Below are 24,397 nucleotides of genomic sequence, written 5' to 3'. Positions count from 1 at the left end.
ACGTCACGGTTGACGCCCGGGACGAACTGGCCGGGCACGGCGTGCATCCTTGATCCGGCCTGTGACGCCACGCGCGCAGCGTCGAGCCGCCCCAAGGTCGCGGGCCGGGCATCGTAGGAACGGGAAATGGCGCGCCTGGAGGGATTCGAACCCCCGACCAATGGCTTCGGAAGCCACTACTCTATCCGGCTGAGCTACAGGCGCGTGGTGCAGGCCGTGCGCCACGCGGACGTGGGCAGGCGGTCGCGGATTGTAACGGAATTCCCGCGCGCGGGTAGTCGGCGGCCCGACGTCCACCGGCGTGCCCGCGCGTCGCGATCGGCGCGCGGCGAGCGCGACGGACCCGCGCTAGTCGCGGCCGGACAGGTCGCGGGTGTAGACCTTGTCGGCGACGTCGAGAAGCGCCTCGGTCATCCGGTTGGCGACGATGAGCGACGCCTCGCGCTTGAACGCGTCCAGGTCGTTCACTACGCGCGATCGGTAGAAGTCGGGGGTTTCGAGGACCGGCTCGTGGACGATCACCTCGACGCCCTTGGCCTTGATCCGCTTCATCACGCCCTGCACCGCGGACAGCCGCACGTTGTCCGACCCGGCCTTCATCACCAGCCGGTAGATGCCGACCACGGCCGGCCGGCGGCGCAGGATGTCCTCGGCGATGAAGTCCTTGCGCGTGGTGTTGGCCGCGACGATGGCCCGGATTAGGTTCTGCGGAACGGCGGCGTAGTTGGCGAGCAGCTGGCGCGTGTCCTTGGGCAGGCAGTAGCCGCCGTAGCCGAACGACGGATTGTTGTAGTGGCGGCCGATACGCGGATCCAGGCCGACGCCGTCGACGATCTGGCGCGTGTCGAGCCCGTGGGTACAGGCGTAGGTGTCGAGCTCGTTGAAATACGCCACGCGCATGGCGAGATACGTGTTGGCGAACAGCTTGATCGCCTCGGCCTCGGCCGCGTCGGTCAACAGCACCGGCACGTCGTCGCGCAGCGCAGCGTCGGCGAGAAGCCGTGCGAACGCCGCGGCGTGACCGGCATGGCCACCGACGACGATGCGGCTCGGATGCAGGTTGTCGTGCAGTGCCTGCCCCTCGCGCAGGAACTCGGGCGCGAACAGGATGCGCTCGGTCCCGAAGCGTTCGCACGCCGACCGTGTGAATCCCACGGGCACCGTCGACCGGATGACGATGACCGCGTCGGGCGCGAGCCTCATCGCCTCGGCGATCACCGCGTCGACCGACCGGGTGTCGAATGCGTGGGTCGTGGGGTCGTAATCGGTGGGGGTTGCGACGAGGACGTAGTCCGCACCGGCGTAGGTGATCGAGGGGTCCAGCGTAGCCGTGAACCGGAGATCGGGACGGGCCAGGTGGTCGCGGATGCCGGCATCGTCGAGCGGGGATTCGCGCCGGTTGAGCATCGCGACGCGGGCTGCATCGATGTCGAGGGCGGTCACGGTATGCCGCGTCGCGAGCAGCAAGGCGTTGGACAGGCCGACGTAGCCGGCGCCGATGACGGCGATCCGCATGGGGCGACTGGAGTCCGATGAAGGCGAGGCCAAGGCTGGGGCCGGCCCGTGGCGGCGTCGCGACATTCCGTGTGCGAAACGATGACAGCGCACGTGCGCGGGACGGCGGACCTTGCGTGGCCGACTGGTATCCTCCGGCCGCGATGCACGACTACGAACGCTTCTCCGCACCGACCGTCCCGCGCTGGCGCGACCGGCTGCGCCAGTACTGGGCCCTGGTGCGTGGCGATCGGCCGATCGGCTGGTTGCTGCTGCTGTGGCCGACGTGGTGGGCCCTGTGGATCGCCGCCGAGGGCGTGCCGCCGCTGTGGACGCTGGTCGTGTTTTCCGCCGGCGTGTGGCTGACGCGCTCGGCCGGCTGCGTAATCAACGACTACGCCGACCGCTGGCTCGACCCCCAGGTCGAACGCACGAAGGACCGGCCGCTGGCCAGCGGCGCGGTGCGCGGGCGCGAGGCGCTGTTGCTGTTCGCGGCGCTGATGCTGGTCGCGTTCGCGCTGGTGCTGACGATGAACCGGCTGACCGTGCTGATGAGCGTGGTCGGCGTGGCGCTCGCCGCGAGCTATCCATATCTCAAGCGCTACACCTATCTGCCGCAGGTGTATCTGGGTGTCGCGTTCGGCTGGGCGATTCCGATGGCGTTCGCGGCCGTGCAGGGCACGGTGCCGCCGCTGGGTTGGCTGCTGTTCGTCGGCAACATCTTCTGGGCCACGGCCTACGACACCTGGTACGCGATGGTGGACCGCGAGGACGACATCCGCGCCGGGTCGAAATCCACCGCGATCCTGTTCGGCGATCTCGATCTCGTGGCCCAGGGCGTGCTGTATGCGCTGGCGTTCACGGCGCTGGCGCTGGTCGGCCGCGAGGCCGGACTGGGGCCGAACTTCTGGCTGGGCCTGGTGATCGCGGCCGGGCTGGTGGGCTGGGAATTCGTCATCGCGCGCCATCGCGAGCGCGCGGCCTGTTTCCGCGCGTTCCTGCACAACCACTGGGTCGGCATGGCGATCTTCGCCGGCATCGCCGCGCACTATGCGCTGCCGCCGGTGACCCGCCTGCTGGGCTGACGCGTCGAACCGGTGACCCGGCTGCTGGACCGACGTGTCGAGCGGAATCCCCTGCAGGCGCGCGTGATCGGGCATTGCCGGCACAGCCCGTTGCGCGCGAGCGCGCTCCTACAAAGAGGCCCTGACGTATCGGCACGAGCCCGATGCGTCGATGCGTTTCGGCATCCCGACGGGCTCGGCATGCCGATCTTCGCGGTATCGCCGCGCACTACGCGCCGCCGCCGGTGAACCCCCTTCTGGGCTGACGCGTCGAACCGGATTCCTTGAAGGAGCGCGCTCGCGCGCGAGCGGGCATTGCCGGCCCAGCCCATCGCGCGCGAGCGCGCTCCTACAAAAAGACGCCCTGACGTATCGGCACAAGCCCGATGCATCGATGCGTTTCGGCATCCCGACGGGCTCGGCATGTCGATCTTCGCGGTATCGCCGCGCACACACGCCGCCGCCGGCGAACCGCCTTCTGGGCTGACGCGTCGAACCGGATCCCCTGTAGGAGCGCGATCGCGCGCGATGGGTACTACCGGGACAACCCATCGCGCGCGATCGCGCTCCTGCAGGGCCGCAACTGCCTCACGGGACACGCGCGCAGACCCAGGCGTCGACCCGGGCCACGCCCGCGCGGCGCAGCGCGATCGCGGCCGCATGCAGCGTGGCGCCGGTGGTCATGACGTCGTCGATCAGCACCACGTGCGCCGGCACCGGATGTTGCGACCCGGCCTCGAATGCACGGCGGACATTGCGTCGGCGCGCGGCGGCCGTGAGTTCCGATTGCGCCGACGTGGCCCGGGTGCGGCGCAGCAGGTCGCGGCGCAGCGGCAACTCCAGGCGGCGTGCCAGCGGGCGTGCGAGTTCCAGCGTCTGGTCATAGCCCCGGCGGCGCAGCCGACTGCCGTGCAGTGGCACCGCGACGAGTGCGTCGGGGCGTGGCAGACCCGCGCAGCGCGCGGCCATGCAACGCGCGAGCAGCGCGCCGGCCGCCAGGTCGTGGTGGAACTTGAACCGTAGCAGCAGCCGGTCCACCGGAAAGCCGTAGATGAAGGCGGCGTGGACCGCGTCCAACGGCGGCGCGCGGCGCAGGCAGGCGCCGCAGGGCCCGTCGCCGGCAGGCAGCGGAATCGCGCAGCGCGCGCACGCGGCGCCGGCCCAGGGCAGCGCGGCGAGGCAGGCGGCGCACAGGTCTTGTTCCCCGTGGGCGCGCTCTCGGCAGACCAGACAGCGGCTACCGAAGAGCCGGCGCAGGCGATGCCAGCAGGCGTCGTCAACCAGGGGCTGCGGTTTCAGGTTGACAGCGATGGGCATGCTTTCCAGACTGCCGGGCTTATCCCGCCGTCACCGTCGGTAGATCGCCATGTCCGCTGTCAGCCACGCCCGCGAAACCGCCGGCCAGCCCGTTCCCCTGCGCCACGACTGGGCGCGCGCCGAAATCGAGGCGCTGTTCGCGCTGCCGCTGACGGAACTGCTGTTCCGCGCGGCCGGCGTGCATCGCCAGCATTTCGATCCGGCCGAGGTCCAGATCAGCACGCTGCTGTCGGTGAAAACCGGTGGCTGCCCCGAAGACTGCAGCTACTGCCCGCAGGCGCAGCGCTATCACACCGGGGTCGAAGCGACGAAGCTGATGGAAACCGAGGCGGTGCTGGAGAAGGCCCGTCAGGCCAAGGCGGCCGGCGCCACGCGGTTCTGCATGGGCGCGGCCTGGCGCTCGCCCAAGGACCGTGACATCCCGAAGGTCGCGGCGATGATCCGCGAGGTCAAGGCGCTCGGCATGGAAACCTGCGCGACGCTCGGCATGCTCAGTGGCACCCAGGCACGCGCGCTCAAGGATGCGGGCCTCGACTACTACAACCACAACATCGATACCGATCCCGAGTTCTACGACGCGATCATCCACACGCGCGAGATCCAGGATCGCTTCGACACGCTGGAACACGTGCGCGACGCGGGCCTCAAGACCTGCTGCGGCGGCATCGTCGGCATGGGCGAGACCGGGCGTCAGCGCGCCGGCCTGCTGCGCACGCTGGCGAATCTGCCCTCGCATCCGGACTCGGTGCCGATCAACCGGCTGGTGCAGGTCGAAGGCACGCCGCTGCACGGCACCGAGGCGATCGATCCCTTCGATTTCGTGCGCACGATCGCGGTCGCGCGCATCCTGATGCCGCGCTCGATGGTGCGGCTGTCGGCCGGCCGCCAGGACATGAGCGACGAGCTGCAGGCGATGTGCTTCCTCGCGGGCGCCAATTCGATCTTCTACGGCGAGCAGTTGCTGACCACCGGCAATCCGGACACCGAACGCGACATGGCGCTGTTCCAGCGTTTGGGCCTCAAGCCGATGCAGGTGCACGTGGATGCCGAGGGGCACGACCGCGCCGGCACCGTGCACGCCGACATCATCGAGCTGCCGCAGCACCCGCGGAGCTACGCCGCATGATGCCGTGGCCCGCCTGGGTCTACCTCGTGCTGCTGGCGCTGGTGGGCCTGAGCGGGTGCGTGCTGGCCGTGCGCGCCGGCCGCTCGTCGGTGCTGGCGCTCGCCCGACTGGCCGCGACCTGCGCGCTGATGTGGGCGGTGGTGCTGTTCGTCCGCGACGGTGGCGCCGGGCTGGGCTTCGCCGCCGCGCTGTTCGCGGCGGTCGTGGTGCTGGCGCAGAAGAGCGTCGCCGATGCGCAGGAGGCGCAGCGCATGCAGCTCGACGCGCCCGGGCGCATCGGCGTGGCGGTCAACGGACTGGTGGGGCTGCCCGCGGTCGCGATGGGCGGACTTGCGATCTGGTCGCGCCATGGCACTTGAGCGCCCGGACCTGCGCGTGCGTGCGCGGCAGATGCGCGAAGACCGCGATGCGCGGCTGCTGCGTCGCCAGCGGCGCACCGTCCTGCGCCGCGACGGCATGCGTTGCGAGGTGGTCGACGACAGCGGCGCCGCGCGCTGGCTGCTGAATTTCTGCGGCAACGATTATCTCGGGCTGTCGCAGCACTTCGCGGTCTCGGGCGCGTTGCAGGACGCCGCGGCCACCGACGGCGTCGGCAGCGGCGGCTCGCACCTGGTCTGCGGCCACCATGCGCGTCACGCCGCGCTCGAACACGAGATCGCCGACTGGCTGCAGGTGCCGGCGGCGCTGGTGCTGGGCAGCGGGTTCTCGGCCAATCTCGCGGTGCTGCAGGCGCTGCTGGGCGATGACGACGTCTGCGTCCAGGACCGGCTGAACCACGCCAGCCTGATCGATGCCGCGCGCCTGGCGGGTTGTCGGCTGCGCCGCTATCCGCATGCCGATGCGCCGGGCGCGTTGCGTCAGCTGCGCACGTTGCCGGAGACCGCTGCGATTCTTGCGACCGACGGCGTCTTCAGCATGGACGGCGATGTCGCGCCGCTGCGCGAGCTGGCCGTGGTCGCACGCGTGCAGCAGGCGCTGCTGTACGTCGACGACGCGCACGGCATCGGCGTGCGCGGGCCCGATGGCCGCGGCAGCGTGGCCGAGGCGCGGCTCGACGTCGAGGCGGTGCCGCTGCAGCTGGTCACGCTGGGCAAGGCACTCGGCGGCTATGGCGCGGTGCTCGCCGGAGATGCCGACCTGATTGCGCATCTGGCCGAAACCGCGCGGCCCTACGTCTACACCACGGCCCTGCCGCCAGCCCAGGCCGCGGCGTCGCTGGCCGCGGTGCGGATCGCCCGCCACGAGCACTGGCGCCGCGAGCGCCTGACCGCACTGGTGCAGCGCTTCCGCACGCGCGCCCTCGGCCACGGCCTCGATTTGATGGACTCGGACACGCCGATCCAGCCACTGCGTTGCGGCGACAACGCGACCGCGCTGGCGCTGTCGGCGGCGCTCGATGCGGCCGGATTCTGGGTCACCGCGATCCGTCCGCCGACCGTGCCCGACGGCCAGGCGCGGCTGCGGATCACGCTGGGCGCCGCGCATGCCGACGCCGATGTCGACGCGCTGGTGGATGCGCTCGTTCGTGCGCGCGATGCGGTGTCCGCGCAGGGCCCGGCGGCCGCCGCCCAGGCATGACCGCGCCGTCGACAGACGCCCGCCGCGCGCTGCTCGCGGTCGGGATCGCACTCGCGTCCGCGCTGTTCTTCACGCTGACCTATGTGCTCAACCGCGCCAGCGCGAGCGGCGGCGGGCACTGGGCCTGGACGGCGTGCCTGCGGTACTTCATCACCCTGCCGCTGCTGCTGCCGCTGATGCCCTGGCAGGGCGGCGCGGCGCCGGTGCTGCGGGCGATCGCCGCCCACCCCGGCGCCTGGCTGCGCTGCAGCGCGATCGGCTTCCTGCTGTTCTATTGCATGCTCGCCTATGCGGCCTCGAGTGGGCCGGCGTGGCTGGTGGCGGGGAGTTTCCAGTTCACCGTGATCGCCGGCATGTTGTGCGCGCCGCTGCTGTACCGCGACGTGCGCCGGCGCATTCCGCCGGCCGCATTGGCCATTGCCGCGGCGATCCTGGCCGGCGTGCTGCTGATGCAGTTCGGCCACGGGAGTGCCGGGCTCGACGCGGCCGGGTGGATCGCGCTGGCCTGCGTGCTCACCGCGGCGGTGGCGTACCCGCTCGGCAACCGCCTGTTGCTGCTGCATCTGGAGCGCACCGGCGAGGATCTCAACGCCACGCAGCGCGTGTTCGGCCTGACCCTGGTGAGCCAGCCGCTGTGGCTGCTGGTCGCGGCGTTCGCCTGGCAGCAGTCCGGTGCGCCGTCGATGCCGCAGGTCTGGCTGGCCGCGGGCGTCGCGCTGAGCGCAGGCGTGATCGCGACGATCCTGTTCTTCCAGGCCACCGGCATGGTGCGCGACAACCCGGTGGCGCTCGGCGCTGCCGAAGCCATGCAGGCGGCCGAACTGCTGTTCGCCGCGCTGCTGGGCGCGGTGTTCCTGCACGAGGCCTGGCCGCAGGGACGCGCATTGATCGGCGCGTGCATCGTCACCGCCGGCATCGTCGCGTTCGCCGCGCTGGTCGCACGGCCTGCCGCCGGCAGTTCCCGTCGCACCCGCGCCTTGCGTAGCGACAAGGGCGGTTGAGGCCGCGATGGCGATGCCCGATATCTCGAACGACCTGCACATCGACATCGTCGGCGACGGCCCCCCGCTCGTGCTGCTGCACGGCTGGGCCATGCACGGCGGCGTGTTCGCGCCGCTGCGCGAGCGCCTGCGCAGGTCGCACACGCTGTACATCGTCGATCTGCCCGGCCATGGCCTCAGCCGTGACAGCACGTGTGCGCTGGCGCTCGAGCCGGTGGTCGACGCGCTCGCCCGGGTGCTGCCACCGGCGCCGTGGCTCGGCTGGTCGCTCGGCGGCCTGTTCGCGCTGCACGCGGCCGCCACACGCCCCGACGTCGCAACGTCGCTGGTGATGGTGTGCGCGAGCACGCGCTTCGTCAGCGGGCGCGACTGGCCGCACGGCATGGCGCCGCAGGTGTTCCGCGATTTCGCGAGTGGCCTGCGCAGCGACTACCGCGGCACGCTGGACCGCTTCATCGCGCTCGAAGCCTTCGGTTCGGACGATGCGCGTGGCGAGCTGCGCACGCTGCGGGCCGAGGTGTTCGCGCGTGGCGAGCCTGCGACGCGCGTGCTCGTCGACGGCCTGGGCCTGCTGGAATCGGTGGACCTGCGCAAGACGCTGCCGGGCCTGCAGGTGCCGAGCCTGTGGCTCGCCGGCCGTCGCGACCGCCTGGTGGATCCGCGCGCGATGCACGCGGCGGCCGACCGGACCCGGGCGGGCGTTGCCGTCACCCTCGACCACGCCGGACACGCGCCGTTCCTGACCCATGCCGACGCTGTCGTCGAACGGCTGCAGGCCTTTCTCCCCGACGCGGCGGCCACCGCCGCCGACTGACCCGACTTCCGTTGCCTGCCGTCATGACCCGAATCTTCGACTCCGCCCACGTCCGCCGCGCGTTCTCGCGGGCCTCGGCCACCTATGCGGGCGCCGCGGCGCTGCAGCGCGAGATCGAGGCCCAACTTCTGGAATCGCTCGACTATCTCGACGACCGCGTGCCGGCCGTCGTCCTCGATGTCGGCAGTGGCCCGGCGCACGCGGCGCTGGCGATGCGCGCACGTTGGCCGAAGGCGCGCATCGTCGCGCTGGATCTCGCGCTGCCGATGCTGCGCCAGGCGCCGGTGCGCAGCAGCTGGGGCGTGCTGGAGAAAATCGGACTGCAGCGCCCGGTCGATCGCGTCTGCGCCGATCTGCGTGCACTGCCACTCGCCGACAACAGCGTCGACGTGCTGGTCTCCAACCTGTGCCTGCAGTGGGTGGAGGACCTGCCGGCCGCGTTCGCAGGCTTCCGTCGCGTGCTCAAGCCCGACGGCCTGCTGCTGGTCTCGACCTTCGGCCCGCAGACCCTGATCGAACTGCGCGAGTCCTTCGGCCACGCCGACGACACCCCGCACGTGAGTCCCTTCGTGTCGATCGGCGAATTCGGCGATGCGCTGATGCGCGCCGGCTTCCGCAATCCGGTGCTCGATCGCGACGTCGCCGTGCACTGGCATCCGGACATGGCGTCACTGATGCGCGAACAGCGCGCGATCGGCGCGACCAATGCGCTCGCCACGCGGCGCCGCGCGCTGACCGGGCGTGCCCGCTTCGCCGCCGCAGCCGCGCATTACGAACAGTTCCGTACGGCGGACGGCCTGCCGGCGAGCTGGGAATGGATCACCGCGATGGCCTGGTCGCCCGCGCACGGTGCACCGATCCGCGACGGTGGCGAGGAACTGGCGCGCTTCGACGCGGGCGCGATTCCGGTGCGCAGGCGCGGCGGCGCCTGAGCCGTGCACGACGCCGCGCCGCACGCGGGCGGCGCGCGCACCACTCAGAGCGTGACGTGCAGCGACACGAACGCCGTGCGTCCGGCCGAGGGTGAGAACATCGGCTGGGTGGTCTCCTGGAAGAAGCTGTCGTACCAGGCGTAGACGTATTCGCGCCCGGTGATGTTGCGCAGCTGCACGTCGACGCGCATGCGCGGATTGATGCGGTACTGCGCACTGAGGTCGACGATGGCGAAGCCGCCGAATTTGTCGGTGATGTTCTGCTCTTCGAGGTAGTAGTCGCCCTGGGCGCGCGCCTGCAGGCCGAACTGCAGCGCGTCGCTGGCCTGGTAATCGATGCCGATGTTGCTGATGTAGCGCGGCGTCGCAGCGACCTCGTTGCCTTCGATCGACACGCCCGGCGCGCGGTCGTCACGCTGGATCTTGGCCTCCTGGTAGGCGTGCGAGGCCCAGACCGTCCACGCATCGCCGAGGCGCGCATCGATCTGCGCGTCCACGCCGCGGCGCCGGGTCTTGCCCAGCACCACCGTGGTGCCGGTGGCGGGCATGTTGGACACCTCGTTCTCCGCGTCCTGCTGCCACACCGCCAGACGTGCCTGGCTGCCGGCGAAGGGGCTGAAGCGGATACCGGCTTCCACGCCGGTATTGGTCGAGGGCCGCAGTGACGCCTGGCCGGGCGTCAGATAGGCCGGCGCGGTGGCGCCGGTGAGCACCTGGAACGTGCGTCCCCAGTTCGCGTAGACGTTGGTGTCGGCGGTGAGCGCGTACACCACGCTCAGCTTGGGCTGGCCGATGGTGCCGTAGTCCTGCAACGGCCCGCGGATGCCACCGGGCAAGGTGGTGGCGCCATCGAATCGATCCACCCGGTAGGCCGGCACGATCTTCAGCGATTCGAGGGGCTGCCAGATCGCCTGCACGTAGGCGCCGGTGTTGTCGAAGGTGTGGACGTCGTCGTTCTGCACGCGCGCGGGCGCGGCCTCGAAGTCGGTCGGCACGCTGTAGTTGAAGCGCTCGCGCAGGTAGGCGTTCGTCTGCTGCTCGTGATTGGCGCCCGCTTCGAGCGTCAGCGCGTCGCTGGCCGTCCAGGTCAACGTGGCCATCAGGCCGGTCTGTTTTTCGTCCCAGACCCGGCGCTGGCGCGGCGCGTTGCCTGTGGGCAGGCCGCTGAAAGTGATGCGGCGATCGTCCTGGTAGGGGTTGTGATAGAGCTTGGTGCCCAGCATCAGATCGTCGCTCAGCGCGAGGTCCATGTGCACGGCGAACTGGCGCATGTCGCGGTCGTCGCCGTCGTTGGCGTTGCGCGGGTTGGAGCCGCGCCGCATCGTGGCGAGCTCGTCGGCGGTCAGAAAGCCCGGCTCGTCGGCCTTGTGGTGATAGACGCGTGCGGTGAGTCCCACGCGCATGCCGTCCTCGAGATGGCCGTAGAACCACTTGCCACCCAGCGAATACTTTTCCGAGGTGTCGTGATCGCGGTAGCCGTCCGAGGTCTGCACGCCGACGAACCAGTTCTGCTGGAACTCGCCGTGTTCGCGGCCGAGTGCGATCTGCGCCATGCGCGTATCGAAGCTGCCGTAGGTCAGCCGCGCGTCGGTGTAGTCACCGCCCTGGCGCGTGCCGAAGTTGATGTTGCCGCCGATGTTGTGCAGGCCGTAGCGCGGATCGTTGGTGCCGCGCACGACTTCGATGTAATCGATCTCCAGCGGGAACAGCATGTCGATGAAGCGCTGGTTGCCGCTGTTGACGTTGCTCGGAATGCCGTCGATCAGCGTCTTGATCGCATTGAGATAGCCCTCGCCGTTGAAGGCGCGAAAGCTCACCTTGCCCGACTCGGCGCCCTGGCGGGTCTCGGTGAGCTGGATGCCCGGCATCTGTCCGAGCAGCTCCCAGCTCTGCGACACGGTCTGGTCCTCGATCCGCTCGGCGCCGAGCACGTCGACCGAGGTCAGCACCTCGTTCGCGGTGAGCTGGCCGCGGGTCTGGTGTACGTGCACCGTGCCCATCGTGGTGTTGGCCGACTGCGCGTGGGCAATGGCGGGCAGGGCGGCGAGCAGGGCGAGGCTGAGGGTATGCAGTTTCATGCGGACGACCGGATGGGCGCCGGCGCGGCGCCGGCGTGGGTGGAGGAGGGAGGCGTGGGACGCGTCGTGGTCAGTGCGCCGGAAATACCGGCGCCTCTGCAAAGTCGTCCGGGTGGAACGGCGCATCGTTGAACAGATACGGGTAGTAGAACTGGCGCAACTGCGTATGGAAGGCGCGGATGCGGTCCTGGTAGGCCAGGTGGGCCTGCATGTCGGTGTCGGCCATGCGGGTGAGCGCGGCCTGCATGCCGACTGGAGGCAACACCCAGCCCAGGCGCGAGGCAGCCGCCGAGCGGCGTTCGATGCCGTCGCGGTAGGCCGCCGCCATCGGTGCGACCGCATCGTCACCGTTCTGGTGGAAGGCGAAATACCACTTCCAGTGGAACGCGGTGCCCAGCGGCGCGGAATCCTGCCACTCGGGATAACGCGCGTAGAAGCGCTGCATGGTGTCCTGGCGCGGGATGTCCCAGGCCCGGTTCACCGCCTCGCGTTGCGCACGCGCGATCGCCGCGCCCTGATCGACCGGGATCGCGCGCTCGATGCCCACGTGCGCCAGAGCCGGCAGCACCAGGGCGATCGCCACCCACAGCGTGGCCAGCGTGGCCGCATTGGTCGCGCTGCTCCAGCCGCGACGCCCCACCGCCCACGACAGCGCGATCCAGAACGCCAGGTATGCCGCGGTCAGGCCGACGACCGCCGCGATCTGCAGCGCCGGCACGCCCTGCCACGCGGCGACCAGCACGAACGGCGCGCCGACACACACCAGCAGCGCGACCGCGCGCACCGTGGCTCGGCGCAGATACAGCCGGCCGATGCGCAGCGGCAGGCTGCGCAACATGCGCTCGCGCCCGGACTCCGCTTCGCCCGAGCGCAGGTCGTGGAACAGCACCACCACGAAGACCGGCAACAGAAAGGTCAGCAGGAACGCGAAATCGAAGCGGCCGGCCAGTGCGAGTTCGGGGTTGAACAGATCGCCGTCGTGGATCTGCGCCTCCAGCCCGAGCGCCCGCACGCGCAGCACGAACGGCGCGACATCGCGCATGCCGACGGCGGCGAAGGCCAGCGCCGACGGCGGATTCCAGGTGGGATGGAAGGTGTAGTAGGCCGCGCTGCCCGCCTCGGTGCCGTCGCCGTGCGCAGCGACGACGGCGGCGAGATCGGTCGCCTGCAACGCCGGAATGCGCTCGATCGCCGCGCGCTGGCTGTCGATACGCTGCACGCCCGATGCCAGGCTGGCCGTGGCCAGCACCGCCAGCAGGGCCAGCCCGGCCACGGCGATCCGCGAGCGCAGCAGCAACCGCCATTCGTAGCGCCACGTGCTCATCGCGCCACCCCCAGTCGTCGTGCCACCCGGCCGAGCAGCAGCAGCGCCAGCAGGCACCAGCCCGCCAGCACCAGAAGGCCGGGCGCCATCGCGCGCAGCAGGGTGCCGGCGCCTTGCGGCTGGAAGTCGAAGCGCGGAATCGTCTGCCAATGGCTGGCATCCACACGCTTGCGCCGGTCGGCATCCGCGTCCTGCGCGGTGTCGTCGTCGAAGGACACGCCGTCTGCCTGCAGCTGGTTGAGCTGCTGCACCATGTCGTAGCGGAAGGCCTCGGCCTGATCGAGGAAGCCCAGATGCGCCGACAGATCGGTCGCCGCCGCGGCCATCGACGCCTGGCGCAGCGCGATCGACGGGCTCAGCAGCGAGAACCCTGCCACCAGCGTGTTCTGGCGATGCTGGATCTGCGCGCTGTGCGCCGCGTAGCGCTCGAACAGGCTCGAGGTCAGGCGCTCGCCTTCCACCGCGATCAGCCCGCGGTAGTTCACCGGCAGATCCTCGATGCGGGTCACGCCGTACTCGTCGAGTACGCGCTGGCGGAAGCTGTTGAAATAGGGATCGTCGGGGTTGTGGCTGTCGCCCATCGCGCGCAGGTCGCGGCCGATGCCGACGTCGGTCTGCAGGCGGTCGGGCAAGGGCAGCGCGGCATAGGCGACATCCGGCGCGACCCGCGGCACCAGCAGCGCCGACAGCGCCCAGACCGCCACCAGCGCCAGCAACGCATCCCGACGGCGCGCGAGCAGCGCCGAGATCGCGGCGATCACCGCGCACCACAGCAGCAGGTAGAGCGCATAGGCCGACGCCAGCGCGGCCGCCACCGATAGCGACGCGCCGGGTGCGGACGCCATCACCGCCAGGCCCAGCAGCGCGGGCAGCATGAACACCGCCGCCACCGCGCACAGGGCCGCCAGCTTGCCGCCGACGATGGCGCGCGTGGAGGCGCCCTGCAGCATGAGCTGGCGCAACGTGCCGCGTTCGCGCTCCTGCGCCAGCAGCCCGTGACCGAGGACCAGCAGCACCAGCGGCGCGAGGATCTGCAGCACGAAGGCCGGCGTGAGCTGGCCGAAGCGAGTGAGGATCGAGCTCTGCATCACGTCGCCGAAGTTGGCGGTGTTCTGCCGGTGGCCTTCGAGGAACATGCTGCTGCCGGTGAACGGGTCGACGCCGGCATCGAACGCCGCCAGCGCCGACGGCAGGCGATAGACGAAGTGTCCGTAGTGAACCACGCGGTGCGGATGGCGATCGGGCTGGGCGTCGAACGCCTCCTGCGCGGCCAGCTGCTGGCGCGCGCGATGGTCGGCCGCCGACTGCATGTGGTGCAGCGACACCACGGTGGCGACGATGCCGAGCATCGCCAGCAGCACGATGCCGACCAGCGCGGTGCGGTTGCGCGACATCGCACGCAGCTCGTTGTGCATCACCGAAATGAACGCGCTCATGCCACGCGCGCCCGTCCGGAAAAGTGCGCGTGCAGCGCGGTCAGGTCGAAAGCCTCGCGCTCGGCCTCGTGCACGATGCGGCCGTGTTCGAGCACGCCGATGCGGTCGGCGACCTCGACCGCGCCCAGCAGATCGTGGGTGACCATCAGCACCGCCGTGCCGCGCGCGCGGACCGCGTCGAGCAGCGCGTGGAAATCCGCACTCGCGCCCGGGTCCAGGCCGGATGTCGGTTCGTCGAGCAGCAGCAGCGGCACCTCGCGCATCAGCGCGATCGCGATTGCCACCTTCTGGCGCATGCCCTTGGAAAAGCCTGCCAGGCGCTGGTGCCACGCCGATTCCTGCAGACCGGCGGCGCGCAGCGCGTCGGTGATCGCGGCGGTCGCGTGCCGGCGGCCGGCCAGCGACAGCAGGTAGTCGACGTTTTCCACCGCCGACAGATGCTCGTAGAGCGCGACGTTCTCGGGCAGGTACGCAAGCTGGGCGCGGGCCCGGTCGGGCGCTTCCCAGGGCGTGACGCCGGCAACGTGGACCGTGCCCGAATCGGGCTTGAGGAAGCCCAGCAGCACCGAGAGCGTCGTCGACTTGCCGGCACCATTGCCACCGAGCAGCGCATACAGGCGGCCCGGCTCCACACGCAGGTGGAGATCTGTGAGCACCGGTTTGCCGGCGAAGGACACCGAGAGCGCATGGATGTCGACGACGGGATTGGAAGGCGCCAAGGGGCATCCCCGCAGCTGAAAATGGGGGCGCACAATAACATGTAATAACATTACATTTTCGACCGGCGCCTGCGGCTATGTTGTTGACGCCCGATCAGGGCGACGACGTTCGCACGCGCGGTCTGTCGCGTCGTCTCCGTGGGCTGCCACGGAAGAGGGCCTCGCGCGCCATGCGCCCTCGGCGGTGTGCGCCTCCGCTTCGGCGCGCCGCCCGGCGTCTGTGCGGCCCGTGCGGCCGACAGGTCCGTCGTCGTCGGATATCACCCGCGCCGGCGCATTGCCATGCGGGGCCGAGAGTTCAGCGCCGCCGTCATAGACTCCGACCGAGTCGCTGATTTCCGACCGCAGGACACCCAGATGCGTCGTTCCCTTTTCCTCACCGTGTTCGGCCTTGCCCTGTCCTGTCCCGGCCTGGCCGCCGCGCAGCAGTACGAGATCGACCTGTCGCGGATCGATCCGGCCGCGGTCATGGCCACCGGCGGCGATGTGTTGCGCCGGGCCTCCACGCCGGCGGTCGACGACCTGTTCCAGGCGGTGCTGCATGCCTCGCGACAGCCCGACGAGGCCCGCGCGCTGTGCGCGTTGTTCGAACCCGACGCGACCCGGGACCTGGCCGCCTTCCAGCGCACGGTCGACCGTCTCGGCCCGGCCAGCCGCAACCGGTTCGCGAACGCCTTCACCAACGTCGCGGTCAGTGGCCTGCAGGGCACGCCGCAGCCCTTCGACGCGGCGGCCGCGCAGCAGGTGCTGCGCCAGGCGGCGGTCACCGCGACGCTGCTGCACGACGGGTTCATGCTCGGCATGACGGCCTCCGGCACCGACGACGCCAGCCGCCAGGCGCGCTGCCGGTCGTTCCGGCAGATGGTCGACGTGCTCAAGGACCAGCCGCAGCCGCAGCGTGTGCTGGCGACGCGCTGGCTGCTCAACGAAGGACTCACGCTGGTGGCCGACGGCCAGCCCGCCAGCTGATCCGCGCCGGTCGAGGTGATCACGCTGCGCATCGCGACCGCGCACGCTGTCCCGAATCCCGAATCCCGAATCCCGAATCCCGGCCCAACGCCTCACCCCACCTGCGCGATCCAGTCCTCGAGGTTGTAGTAGTTGCTCACGCGCGCGATGCGCCCGTCGCGGATGGCGAAGAACGCGCCGCCCGGCAGCACGTAGCGCTGGCCGTGGGCCGGGGGCAGGCCGGCATCGTCGGCGAGGTACTCGCCGTGGACCACGTACTCCGCCGCCGCGCGCGTGCCGTCGACATTGGCCATGACGACGATGTCCTCCAGCCGTTCGCGATAGCTCGTATCCATGCGCTGCATGAAGGCAACGAAGGCCTCGCGCCCGGTTTCGCGTGCACCCTGGTTGAGATCGTGTGCGACGTCGTCGGTCAGCAGGCCGAGCATCGTCTCGCGATCGCCGGCGTTGAAAGCGGCGTAGTACGCCTGGACCAGGCGCGTGGCGGCGGTGGTGGGCGAATCGGTCATCGGGCGAGCGCTCCATGGACCGCGTCGAACAGGTCGCGGTGGAAGAAGTAGACCTCGCGCAGCAGGAACTCGCGCTGCGTGCGGAAGGTGCGGAACCGGGTGGACGGCGTCGGCGATCCGACCGCATCGATGCCGAGACGGCGCGCCGCGCGCAGCGCGCGGGCCATGTGCAGCGGGTCACTGACGATGATCACGCGCTGCAGGTCGTGCGCTTGCATCAGCTGGCGCGCCTCGACCAGGTTCTCGAGCGTCGTGCGCGAGCGCGATTCGATCAGGATCGCCGCGTCGGGCACGTCGTGGCGCAGCGCGTAGCGCCGTGCGACCTGCGCTTCGGAGAACCGCGCCGTCGCCCCGCCGTAGCCGCCGGTGAAGATCAGCGTCGGTGCATGGCCGGCGCGGTAGAGATCCAGGCCGTGCTCGATCCGCGCCTCGAACACCGGCGACGGCACCGCGTCGTAGGCGGCGGCGCCGAGCACGACGATCGCATCCGCTGGCCCCGCCTCGTCGCGGTTGCCGACATGGATGATCCACGCCGCAACCCCGACCAGCCACAGCACCACGACCAGCAACAGGCGCAGGCACAGGCCGAGGACGGCGAGGACGGGACGTCGGCGTCGGCTCATCGGTCGGGCGTCCGGCCGCTCACGCGCACCACGGGAGGTGATCGGGGTCGACATTGCCCCCGCTCAGCACGATGCCGACCCGTCGCCCCGCGAAGCGCGCAGGCGTGGCGAGCACGGCCGCCAGTGCGATCGCCGACGACGGCTCCACCAGCTGCTTGGTGCGTACCGCGAGCAGACGCTGGGCGGCGATCGTCGCGGCATCGTCGACCGCGATGACCTCCACCGGCACCGCGTCGGTGCCGCTGCGATGGCGCGACAGAATGTCGAAATTGGGCTGGCCCAGCAGGCCGCGCAGGCCGTCGCAGACCGTCGCGGGGGTCAGGTCGTCGACGCGTCGGCCCGCCTGCAGCGAGCGCAGCGTGTCGTCGGCGCCGCACGGCTCGGCCAGCACCAGACGCGTCGCGGGCGCATGCGCCTGCAGCGCGAGCGCGGTCCCGGCGGCGAGTCCGCCGCCACCGACCGGCACGACGATGTCGTCCAGTGGACCGGCCGCCTGCAGCAGTTCCAGCGCCGCGGTGCCCTGGCCCGCGATCACGTCGGGATGCGTGTAAGGATGCACGAGGCAGGCGCCGGTCGCCCGTCTGACCTGCTCGCACATGGCCTCGCGCGCGGCGAGGGTGGCCGCGCAGCGATGCAGCACCGCGCCGTAGGAGGCGATGGCCGCGAGTTTGGTCGCGATCGCACCCTGCGGCACCACCACATGACAGGGAATCCTGCGCAGATGCGCGGCCAGCGCGAGCGCGGCGCCGTGGTTGCCCGAGGAGTGCGTCACCACGCCCCGACGCGCGCTGTTGGCATCAAGAGTCGCCACCGCGTTGCTCGCCCCGCGGAACTTGAATGCGCCGCCGCGTTGCAGGTGTTCGGCTTTGAACTGCAGCGAACAGCCGGCCAGGGTGTCGATCGAGCGGCTTCGGAGCACCGGCGTGACGTGGATCAGCGAGGCAATACGGGCGCTCGCCGCAAGCACGTCGTCGGGCTGGGGGAGGGCGTCGGACATCCGCCAAGCGTAACGGACGCTCCGCCGGCTTTCACGCATCGCGGACGCGCATCGCCAGGGACGGCGTTCAGGCCCGGCGGCCGGCTTAAGGGCGGATTCAATACGCCGGGCCGAAGCTGGGTATCCGATCGGAAGGGGTGGACCGCCATGATCCGCAAGGCTTTGATCCTGCTCGCCTGCGCCGCGTTGGCCGGCTGTGCGAGCTACGGCTATCGCGGCGGCAGCGGCGATTACTACTACGGCTCGCCGGGCACGGTATACCGCAGCTACGGCGCGCCGTACGGCAGCGTCGGCTATAGCCGCTACGGTGGGCTGTACGGCGGGGCTGGCTACGCCTCGCCCTATGGCTACGGCGTCTGGAACCGCGCGCCGTATGGCTACTACCGGCCGCCGACCGTCATCGTGCAGCCGGTGGTTCCGGGACGGCCCGGCCACCGGCCGCCGCATCGTCCCGGTCAGGGCCACGGGCCTGCGCGTCCGGATCGTCCGGGCTGGAGCGGTGGTCGTCCGGATCGTCCCGACAGTGGCCGGCCCGGCCGGCCTGGCGGGTCCTGGGATGGGCGGCCCGGCAGTGGCCGTCCCGACCGGCCCCAGCGTCCGCCCGATGCCGACCGGCCCGGTCGGCCGGGTGGTGGTTGGGGCAACCGGCCGCCGCGCCCGGAAGGAAGCGTGCGACCGGGCGGACAGCGCCCGAGCCGCTCGGAAGGCACGTCGCGTCCGCGCCCGCCGCAGGCGACACCGAGCGCGCGGCCCGCGCCGCGAGGCGAGAGCCGTCCCGTGACGCCACGCCGTGAAATGAGGCAATCGGTCACACGTCGCGAAGCCCAGCCCGAATAAGGCTTGCACTGCCCGGAGTGGCGCGCCAAGCTGGCCGCGCCTGACCGATTGCGTCGGTTTACGACCAAAAGGTCACTTGCTTGTCGATGCCCGGCGGGGGATCACCGGATCCCCCCTGTTCCGCCTCCGCCGGGTGTCGGCTCTTCGTTTCAGGCCCTCCGGGCCGGCGTCGAGCCAAAAAAATGGGGCCGGATGTCCCCCGACATCCGGCCCCGCGCTTCCCCGGGTTGTGCTTGGCCGGCCCTGTTCCAATCTCCAGCCGCGCCCCCCTTTCAGACGCTCGCCGTCCCGGGTGCAGTCAGGAGGTACGCAGAAACCATGCCAACCTTGGCGTGTCGCTCTGCCCGCCGCTCCAATCCGCGCGATAATCCGCTGATGCCCAACGATTTCCACAGCTACGACGTCATCGTCGTCGGCGGCGGCCATGCCGGCACCGAAGCCGCGCTTGCGTCCGCGCGCGCTGGTGCGCGCACGCTGCTGCTCACCCACAACGTCGAAACCATCGGCGTGATGAGCTGCAATCCGGCGATCGGCGGCATCGGCAAGGGCCATCTGGTGCGCGAGATCGATGCGCTGGGCGGTGTGATGGCACGCGCGGCGGACGCCGCCGGCATCCAGTGGCGCAGGCTCAATGCCTCCAAGGGCCCGGCCGTGCGCGCGACGCGCTGCCAGGCCGACCGTAATCTCTATCGCGCGTTCGTGCGCCGCGCCGTCGAGGCGCAGCCGAACCTGACGATCTTCCAGTCCGCGGTGGACGATCTGGTCATTGAAGGCGACGCCGTGCGCGGCGCGATCACCCAGACCGGCCTGCGCTTCGATGCGCCGGCCGTGGTGCTGACCGCGGGTACGTTTCTCGCCGGGCGCATCCACATCGGCGAGGCGCAATCGGCCGGCGGCCGCGCGGGCGATCCGCCCGCAGCCACGCTTGCCGCGCGTCTGCGCGAACGCCCGTTCGTCGTCGATCGCCTCAAGACCGGTACGCCGCCGCGTATCGACGGCCGCACGCTCGACTACGCCGCAATGACCATCCAGCCGGGCGACGATCCGCGCCCCGTCTTCTCCTTCATGGGCAGCCGCGACGACCATCCGCGTCAGGTGCCGTGCTGGATCACGCGCACCACCGAACGCACGCACGAGATCATCCGCGGCGCGCTGCACCGTTCGCCGATGTACTCGGGCCAGATCGAAGGCATCGGCCCGCGTTACTGCCCGTCGATCGAGGACAAGGTGGTGCGCTTCGCCGACAAGGACAGCCACCAGATCTTCGTCGAGCCCGAAGGTCTGGATGTCGCCGAGATCTATCCCAACGGCATCTCGACTTCGCTGCCGTTCGACGTGCAGCTCGAACTCGTGCGCAGCATCGTCGGCTTCGAGAATGCACACATCACCCGCGCCGGCTACGCGATCGAATACGACTTCTTCGATCCGCGCGGGCTCAAGCACACGCTGGAGACGCGCGCTGTCGCGGGCCTGTATTTCGCCGGCCAGATCAACGGCACCACCGGCTACGAGGAAGCCGCCGCGCAGGGCCTGCTCGCCGGCGTCAACGCCGCACGCCAGGTGCGCGGTCTCGATGCCTGGAGCCCGCGCCGCGACCAGGCCTACATCGGCGTGCTGGTCGACGACCTGATCACGCACGGCACCAAGGAGCCCTACCGCATGTTCACCAGCCGCGCCGAATACCGGCTGCAGCTGCGCGAGGACAACGCGGATCTGCGCCTGACCGAAGCGGGCCGCAGTCTCGGTCTCGTCGACGACACGCACTGGGCACGCTTCGATGCCAAGCGCGAAGCGGTCGAGCGCGAGACCTCGCGCCTGCGCGGCCTGTGGGCGTCGCCGCAGAATGCGATCGGCCGCGATACGGTCGCGACGCTTGGCATCGAACTGCGCCGGGAGAGCAGCGGCATCGATCTGCTGCGTCGTCCCGAGCTCGGCTACGCCGATCTGATGCGCGTCGAGGCGATCGGCCCCGGCGTCGACGCGGCCGATGTCGCCGAGCAGGTCGAGATCGAAGCCAAGTATTCCGGTTATCTCGAACGCCAACGCGTCGAGATCGAGCGCCAGCAGCGCCAGGAAACCACCGCGATCGCGCAGGATTTCGACTATGCGCAGGTGCGCGGCCTCTCCGCCGAACTCGCGCAGAAGCTGACCCAGGTGCGACCGCTGACCGTCGGTCAGGCGCAACGCATTCCCGGCATGACGCCCGCCGCGATCTCGCTGCTGCTGGTACATCTGGAACGCGCACGACGCACGCGCGCGGCCTGACGGCGCGCGGCGGCCGCGTCCCTCGGGCCGCCGGCGGCGTGTGCGTGACGCAACATCGCGCGTTGCGCATCACATCGGTTTGTCGGCCAGCGCACACGCGCTTCGAAACACGACGGCGTCGACCTCCACGCACGCGTCCCGATCATCCGGTGTTCCGTGTGGCTGTGCTCTGTTACGCGCGACGACCGCGCAGGACGACCGAGATGACGAACAGATCCGTGGCCTTCGGTGCATGCATCGCCGCCGTCATCGGTATCGCGTACTGGGCTGTCGCGTCCGGGATGGCGGGCGGTGGCGAACCCTGGGATGCACCCGCGTACTGGACACTGGCCTATCCGGGCGCGTTGCTGGTCTCGGCCCTGCTTGGCTTCGCAATGCCGACACGTGCCTGGCTCTGGGGCCTGATCGTCGTGTTCGCCCAGGTGCCGGTGGTGGTCGCCGTGTCGGGTGCAGGGCCACTGCTGATGGCCGGCGTGCTCTATGCGGCGGTGCTGTCGATTCCGGCTGCGCTGATCTCCGCCGGCGCCGCGTGGGCGCGGCGGCGCATGCGCACCCGCTGAGCGCGGCGCGCGCCGCGCGCCTGCTCAGACGCTCCGCGCCCGTGCTGCGTCGGCATCGCCGAGACGTGCGGGGCGATCCAGGCGCGCACGCATCGGCAGTCCGAACAGCGGTCGCAGCCAGCGGATACGGCGGATCAGCAGCTCGTGGATCAGCAGACAGCCGGCGATGGTGATCGCGAGCACCAGCAGCGGCTCCCACAGCGGCCCCAGGCGCAGCGGAATCAGCCAATACGCGGCCAGCACGATCAGGCTCTGGTGCAGGATGTACCAGGGATACACCGCTTCGCTGGCGTAGCGCAGCCCCGGCCACGGCCGGTTCAAGAGCCGCGCGCCCCAGGCGAGCAAGGCGAGCAGTGCGGTCCACGCGTACAGCGCGTGCGCGCCCACCGATATGAGCTTCCATGCCGACAGCGGCATCCATGCGTCCAGGCCCGCGGGCGACATCGCCCCGGTGTCGAGCAGGCGGCCGATCACGCGCAGCGTCATGTAGACGGTCGCACCGAGCAGCGCGAGTCCGGTCAGCGTCCAGCGGTGCGCATCCAGCGCGGTCCACATCGCGGCGCGCCGGGCGATCAGCACGCCGAATGCGAAGGCCGGCAGGTATTTCGCATGGTTGAACCAGTCGCCGGCCACGGCGTGCGTGGACGGATACCGCGGCGCGAGAACGAGCAGGGCGACGAGCAGCCACAGCGGCGGCAGCGTCCACAGCAGCCAGCGTCCGCGTGCAGTCAACCAGTCGGCCAGCCGCGTGCCGCCGAACGCGCGCAGCAGCGGCAGCGCGGCCAGTACCCCCAGCGTGTAGACCCACAGGTAAGCCAGATACCAGAGATGGTTCCAGGTGAAGCCGTACTCGCCGCCGGTGAACGTGCCGGCCGGCCACGGCCGCAGTTGCAGATAGCGCAGCAGGAAGGCGACGAACCCCGGCTCGATGGTGCCGAGCATGCGCGCCTCGCAGTAGGCCTGCACCGGCACGATCGCGACGATGCCGAACGCCAGCGGCAGCAGCAGGCGCCCGCTGCGGAGGCCGACGAGCTGTCCCGGCGAGCGCCGGCCGAGCACCAGTCCGAGCGCAATTCCCGACAGCAGGAACAGCAGCGACATCCGCCAGCGGTTGACCAGCACCATCGGCCACTCGATCCAGCCGAGCAAGGTCGGACTCTTGATGTGGAAGCCCCAGTCGACCACGTAGACCATGCCCACGTGATAGAGGATCAGCAAAAGCGAAGGCGAACACGCGCAGGGCGTCGATGTCGTGGCGGCGATCCATGGAAGCCTGCGATCGGGACGAGGGCGCCACGATGCGCTCTGTCGCCGACACGTGGGGCCGTCCGGGGCTTCGTGGCGCGGTTGCGGTGACGAACCGCGGGGCGGCAGGGACGAATGGGACAGGCCGAGCCGCGCCCACTGCCTAGAATGCGGGCATGTCCGATCGTCCCGCAGCGCCGCACCTAGGCGCAGAGCGTTATCTCCGTATCCGTCGTCCGGTCGAGGTCGGTTACTGGCTCGTCAGCTGCCTGCTCGCCGCGATCGGCAACACCGCCACTGCGCGGATCGACGTTGCGCGTGCGGGCCTCGACTACGCGCCCTGGCAGGTTGCGAGCTGGGAAGTCAGCAGCGCGCTGTCGGTGCTGGCGCTGGCGCCGCTGCTGGTCTGGTTCACCGCGCGCTGGCCGGTGCATCTCGACACCTGGACGCGGCGGTTGCCGCTGTACGTCGTGGCCAGCGTGGTCTGGTCGATGCTGCATATGGCGCTGATGCTGGCGATGCGCAAGCTCGTCTACGCCTGGCACGGCGAGGTCTACGCGTTCGACTGGGCGCTGGGCTACGAGTACATCAAGGATGCCCGCACCTTTCTCGGCCTCGTCGTGCTGCTGCATGTCTACCGCGCGCTGGTACGGCGCCTGCAGGGCGAGGCCTCGCTGCTGGCCGCGCCCGACGACGACAGCGCGCCGGTGGAACCGGTCGAGCGGCCGTCCCGTTTTCTGGTCCGCAAGCTCGGACGCGAATTCCTGGTGGCCGCCGACGATATCGAATGGGTCCAGGCCGCGGGGAACTACGCCAACCTGCACGTGCGCGGCAAGGTCTATCCGCTGCGCAGCACGCTGGCCGAGCTCGAATCGCGACTCGATCCCGCGCGCTTCGTGCGCGTGCACCGCAGCCATCTGGTCAACATCACCCGCATCGCGTCGATCGAACCGCTCGACAGCGGCGATGCCCGCATCCACCTGCACGACGGCACCGTCGTGCCGTGCAGCCGGCGGCATCGCGAGCGGTTGAAAGCGGCGGGCGCCGGCGCGCTACGCTGACCCGCGGGCCCTGTGTCAGCGTGCGTCGCGCGGCGCGGGCTGCCAGGACCACAACAGCAACACCAGCCCGACGATCGCGAACAGCGCCGCCCCTGACAGCAGGAACGGATCCACCGGCCAGGGATCGGCGAAGCGGAACGTGCCGGCACCGATCCGGCGCCAGCCGGCGAAATGCTGGGTGGCGGCCACCACCGCGCCGAACACACCGAGCACGCTGGCCAGCCACCGGATCGCCCAGCCGCGCGGGTCCGGCCACAGCATCAGCAGGCCGAGCAGGCCGATCACGCTGCGCTGGGCACGGCAGAACGGACAGGCGTAGACCACCCCTGTGAGATCAAGCGCCCAGGTGGCGACGCTGATCAGGATCGCGAGAACGGCGATCGTGCGCAGGCGGCGGTGGAGCATGATGAGGGTCAGCATCGCGATGGACCGGATGGGGATGCCGCCA

23 protein-coding genes and 1 tRNA gene are annotated in these 24,397 nt (G+C 70.5%); 12 read left to right on the top strand and 12 right to left on the bottom strand.

Annotation, left to right across the window (positions count from 1 at the left end):
- Window positions 1–127: 127 nt before the first annotated feature.
- Together ACF3M1_RS16055 and ACF3M1_RS16050 are read right to left on the bottom strand one after the other, a co-directional pair.
- A tRNA-Arg gene (locus ACF3M1_RS16055) sits at window positions 128–204 on the bottom strand.
- Between the two features lie 144 nt (window positions 205–348).
- On the bottom strand, window positions 349–1,515 hold the full coding sequence (locus ACF3M1_RS16050; protein ID WP_394002328.1) for a nucleotide sugar dehydrogenase: 1,167 nt from the start codon (window positions 1,513–1,515) through the stop codon (window positions 349–351).
- 143 nt (window positions 1,516–1,658) lie between these two features.
- On the opposite strand from ACF3M1_RS16050, the gene ubiA reads away from it, so the two are divergent.
- Entirely contained in the window at window positions 1,659–2,579 is a 921-nt protein-coding gene (ubiA, locus tag ACF3M1_RS16045; RefSeq protein ID WP_394005306.1) for a 4-hydroxybenzoate octaprenyltransferase, read from the top strand.
- A 567-nt stretch (window positions 2,580–3,146) separates the two neighbouring features.
- On the opposite strand, the gene ACF3M1_RS16040 is transcribed toward ubiA, so the two are convergent.
- Window positions 3,147–3,875, bottom strand: coding sequence for a ComF family protein (locus ACF3M1_RS16040; protein WP_394002326.1), 729 nt, complete (start codon window positions 3,873–3,875; stop codon window positions 3,147–3,149).
- 49 nt (window positions 3,876–3,924) lie between these two features.
- On the opposite strand from ACF3M1_RS16040, the gene bioB reads away from it, so the two are divergent.
- From bioB to bioC, 6 genes are read left to right on the top strand one after another with little or no spacing between them, the layout of a single operon-like run.
- The gene (gene bioB / locus ACF3M1_RS16035) at window positions 3,925–5,001 is read left to right on the top strand and encodes a biotin synthase BioB (protein ID WP_394002324.1); all 1,077 of its coding nucleotides are present in this window, start codon (window positions 3,925–3,927) and stop codon (window positions 4,999–5,001) included.
- Window positions 4,998–5,360 (top strand): hypothetical protein, encoded by a 363-nt coding sequence (locus tag ACF3M1_RS16030; protein WP_394002322.1) that lies wholly within the window; start codon window positions 4,998–5,000, stop codon window positions 5,358–5,360. The genes bioB and ACF3M1_RS16030 overlap by 4 nt, the downstream gene beginning before the upstream one ends.
- The gene (gene bioF / locus ACF3M1_RS16025) at window positions 5,350–6,579 is read left to right on the top strand and encodes an 8-amino-7-oxononanoate synthase (RefSeq protein WP_394002320.1); all 1,230 of its coding nucleotides are present in this window, start codon (window positions 5,350–5,352) and stop codon (window positions 6,577–6,579) included. Before ACF3M1_RS16030 ends, bioF begins: the two co-directional genes overlap by 11 nt.
- Window positions 6,576–7,580, top strand: coding sequence for a multidrug resistance efflux transporter family protein (locus ACF3M1_RS16020; protein ID WP_394002318.1), 1,005 nt, complete (start codon window positions 6,576–6,578; stop codon window positions 7,578–7,580). Before bioF ends, ACF3M1_RS16020 begins: the two co-directional genes overlap by 4 nt.
- Window positions 7,581–7,614: 34 nt before the next feature.
- Window positions 7,615–8,394: a pimeloyl-ACP methyl ester esterase BioH gene (gene bioH / locus ACF3M1_RS16015; RefSeq protein WP_394005305.1), complete on the top strand. Its 780-nt coding sequence runs from the start codon at window positions 7,615–7,617 to the stop codon at window positions 8,392–8,394.
- Window positions 8,395–8,417: 23 nt separating this feature from the next.
- Window positions 8,418–9,326, top strand: a complete 909-nt coding sequence (gene bioC / locus ACF3M1_RS16010) for a malonyl-ACP O-methyltransferase BioC (RefSeq protein WP_394002316.1) — start codon at window positions 8,418–8,420, stop codon at window positions 9,324–9,326.
- Between the two features lie 44 nt (window positions 9,327–9,370).
- On the opposite strand, the gene ACF3M1_RS16005 is transcribed toward bioC, so the two are convergent.
- From ACF3M1_RS16005 to ACF3M1_RS15990, 4 genes are all read right to left on the bottom strand, one after another.
- Entirely contained in the window at window positions 9,371–11,404 is a 2,034-nt protein-coding gene (locus ACF3M1_RS16005; protein WP_394002314.1) for a TonB-dependent receptor, read from the bottom strand.
- A gap of 70 nt (window positions 11,405–11,474) precedes the next feature.
- On the bottom strand, window positions 11,475–12,728 hold the full coding sequence (locus tag ACF3M1_RS16000; protein WP_394002312.1) for an ABC transporter permease: 1,254 nt from the start codon (window positions 12,726–12,728) through the stop codon (window positions 11,475–11,477).
- Entirely contained in the window at window positions 12,725–14,164 is a 1,440-nt protein-coding gene (locus ACF3M1_RS15995; protein ID WP_394002310.1) for a DUF3526 domain-containing protein, read from the bottom strand. Before ACF3M1_RS15995 ends, ACF3M1_RS16000 begins: the two co-directional genes overlap by 4 nt.
- A complete protein-coding gene (locus ACF3M1_RS15990) occupies window positions 14,161–14,841 on the bottom strand; it encodes an ABC transporter ATP-binding protein (RefSeq protein WP_394005304.1) in 681 nt (226 codons plus the stop codon). Before ACF3M1_RS15990 ends, ACF3M1_RS15995 begins: the two co-directional genes overlap by 4 nt.
- Before the next feature lie 399 nt (window positions 14,842–15,240).
- On the opposite strand from ACF3M1_RS15990, the gene ACF3M1_RS15985 reads away from it, so the two are divergent.
- Entirely contained in the window at window positions 15,241–15,852 is a 612-nt protein-coding gene (locus ACF3M1_RS15985; protein ID WP_394002308.1) for a hypothetical protein, read from the top strand.
- A gap of 92 nt (window positions 15,853–15,944) precedes the next feature.
- Here ACF3M1_RS15985 and ACF3M1_RS15980 read toward each other — a convergent pair whose 3' ends face one another.
- Genes ACF3M1_RS15980 through ACF3M1_RS15970 form a run of 3 tightly spaced genes read right to left on the bottom strand, consistent with a single transcriptional unit; the run spans window position 15,945 to window position 17,981 of the window.
- Complete coding sequence (locus ACF3M1_RS15980; RefSeq protein ID WP_394002306.1) at window positions 15,945–16,361, bottom strand: ketosteroid isomerase-related protein; 417 nt, start codon at window positions 16,359–16,361, stop codon at window positions 15,945–15,947.
- A complete protein-coding gene (locus ACF3M1_RS15975) occupies window positions 16,358–16,984 on the bottom strand; it encodes a YdcF family protein (RefSeq protein WP_394002304.1) in 627 nt (208 codons plus the stop codon). Before ACF3M1_RS15975 ends, ACF3M1_RS15980 begins: the two co-directional genes overlap by 4 nt.
- A 19-nt stretch (window positions 16,985–17,003) precedes the next feature.
- The gene (locus ACF3M1_RS15970) at window positions 17,004–17,981 is read right to left on the bottom strand and encodes a pyridoxal-phosphate dependent enzyme (protein ID WP_394002302.1); all 978 of its coding nucleotides are present in this window, start codon (window positions 17,979–17,981) and stop codon (window positions 17,004–17,006) included.
- Window positions 17,982–18,128: 147 nt separating this feature from the next.
- On the opposite strand from ACF3M1_RS15970, the gene ACF3M1_RS15965 reads away from it, so the two are divergent.
- The 3 genes from ACF3M1_RS15965 to ACF3M1_RS15955 all read left to right on the top strand — a co-directional run bounded on the left by ACF3M1_RS15965 (window position 18,129) and on the right by ACF3M1_RS15955 (window position 21,643).
- Complete coding sequence (locus ACF3M1_RS15965) at window positions 18,129–18,818, top strand: hypothetical protein (protein ID WP_394002300.1); 690 nt, start codon at window positions 18,129–18,131, stop codon at window positions 18,816–18,818.
- 375 nt (window positions 18,819–19,193) lie between these two features.
- Entirely contained in the window at window positions 19,194–21,083 is a 1,890-nt protein-coding gene (mnmG, locus tag ACF3M1_RS15960) for a tRNA uridine-5-carboxymethylaminomethyl(34) synthesis enzyme MnmG (RefSeq protein ID WP_394002298.1), read from the top strand.
- 203 nt (window positions 21,084–21,286) lie between these two features.
- On the top strand, window positions 21,287–21,643 hold the full coding sequence (locus ACF3M1_RS15955; RefSeq protein WP_394002296.1) for a hypothetical protein: 357 nt from the start codon (window positions 21,287–21,289) through the stop codon (window positions 21,641–21,643).
- 24 nt (window positions 21,644–21,667) lie between these two features.
- Here ACF3M1_RS15955 and ACF3M1_RS15950 read toward each other — a convergent pair whose 3' ends face one another.
- Window positions 21,668–22,861 carry an acyltransferase family protein gene (locus ACF3M1_RS15950; RefSeq protein WP_394002294.1) on the bottom strand — a complete coding sequence of 398 codons (1,194 nt, stop codon included), beginning with the start codon at window positions 22,859–22,861 and terminating at the stop codon, window positions 21,668–21,670.
- A 203-nt stretch (window positions 22,862–23,064) separates the two neighbouring features.
- Here ACF3M1_RS15950 and ACF3M1_RS15945 point away from each other — a divergent pair, with 203 nt between their 5' ends.
- The gene (locus ACF3M1_RS15945; RefSeq protein ID WP_394002292.1) at window positions 23,065–23,949 is read left to right on the top strand and encodes a LytTR family DNA-binding domain-containing protein; all 885 of its coding nucleotides are present in this window, start codon (window positions 23,065–23,067) and stop codon (window positions 23,947–23,949) included.
- Between the two features lie 15 nt (window positions 23,950–23,964).
- Here ACF3M1_RS15945 and ACF3M1_RS15940 read toward each other — a convergent pair whose 3' ends face one another.
- Window positions 23,965–24,369 (bottom strand): hypothetical protein, encoded by a 405-nt coding sequence (locus ACF3M1_RS15940; protein ID WP_394002290.1) that lies wholly within the window; start codon window positions 24,367–24,369, stop codon window positions 23,965–23,967.
- Window positions 24,370–24,397 lie beyond the last annotated feature (28 nt).

It is taken from the genome of Luteimonas sp. WGS1318, from assembly GCF_043187535.1.
GTDB lineage: Bacteria > Pseudomonadota > Gammaproteobacteria > Xanthomonadales > Xanthomonadaceae > Luteimonas.
This window is presented reverse-complemented; position numbering and strand designations above follow the sequence as displayed.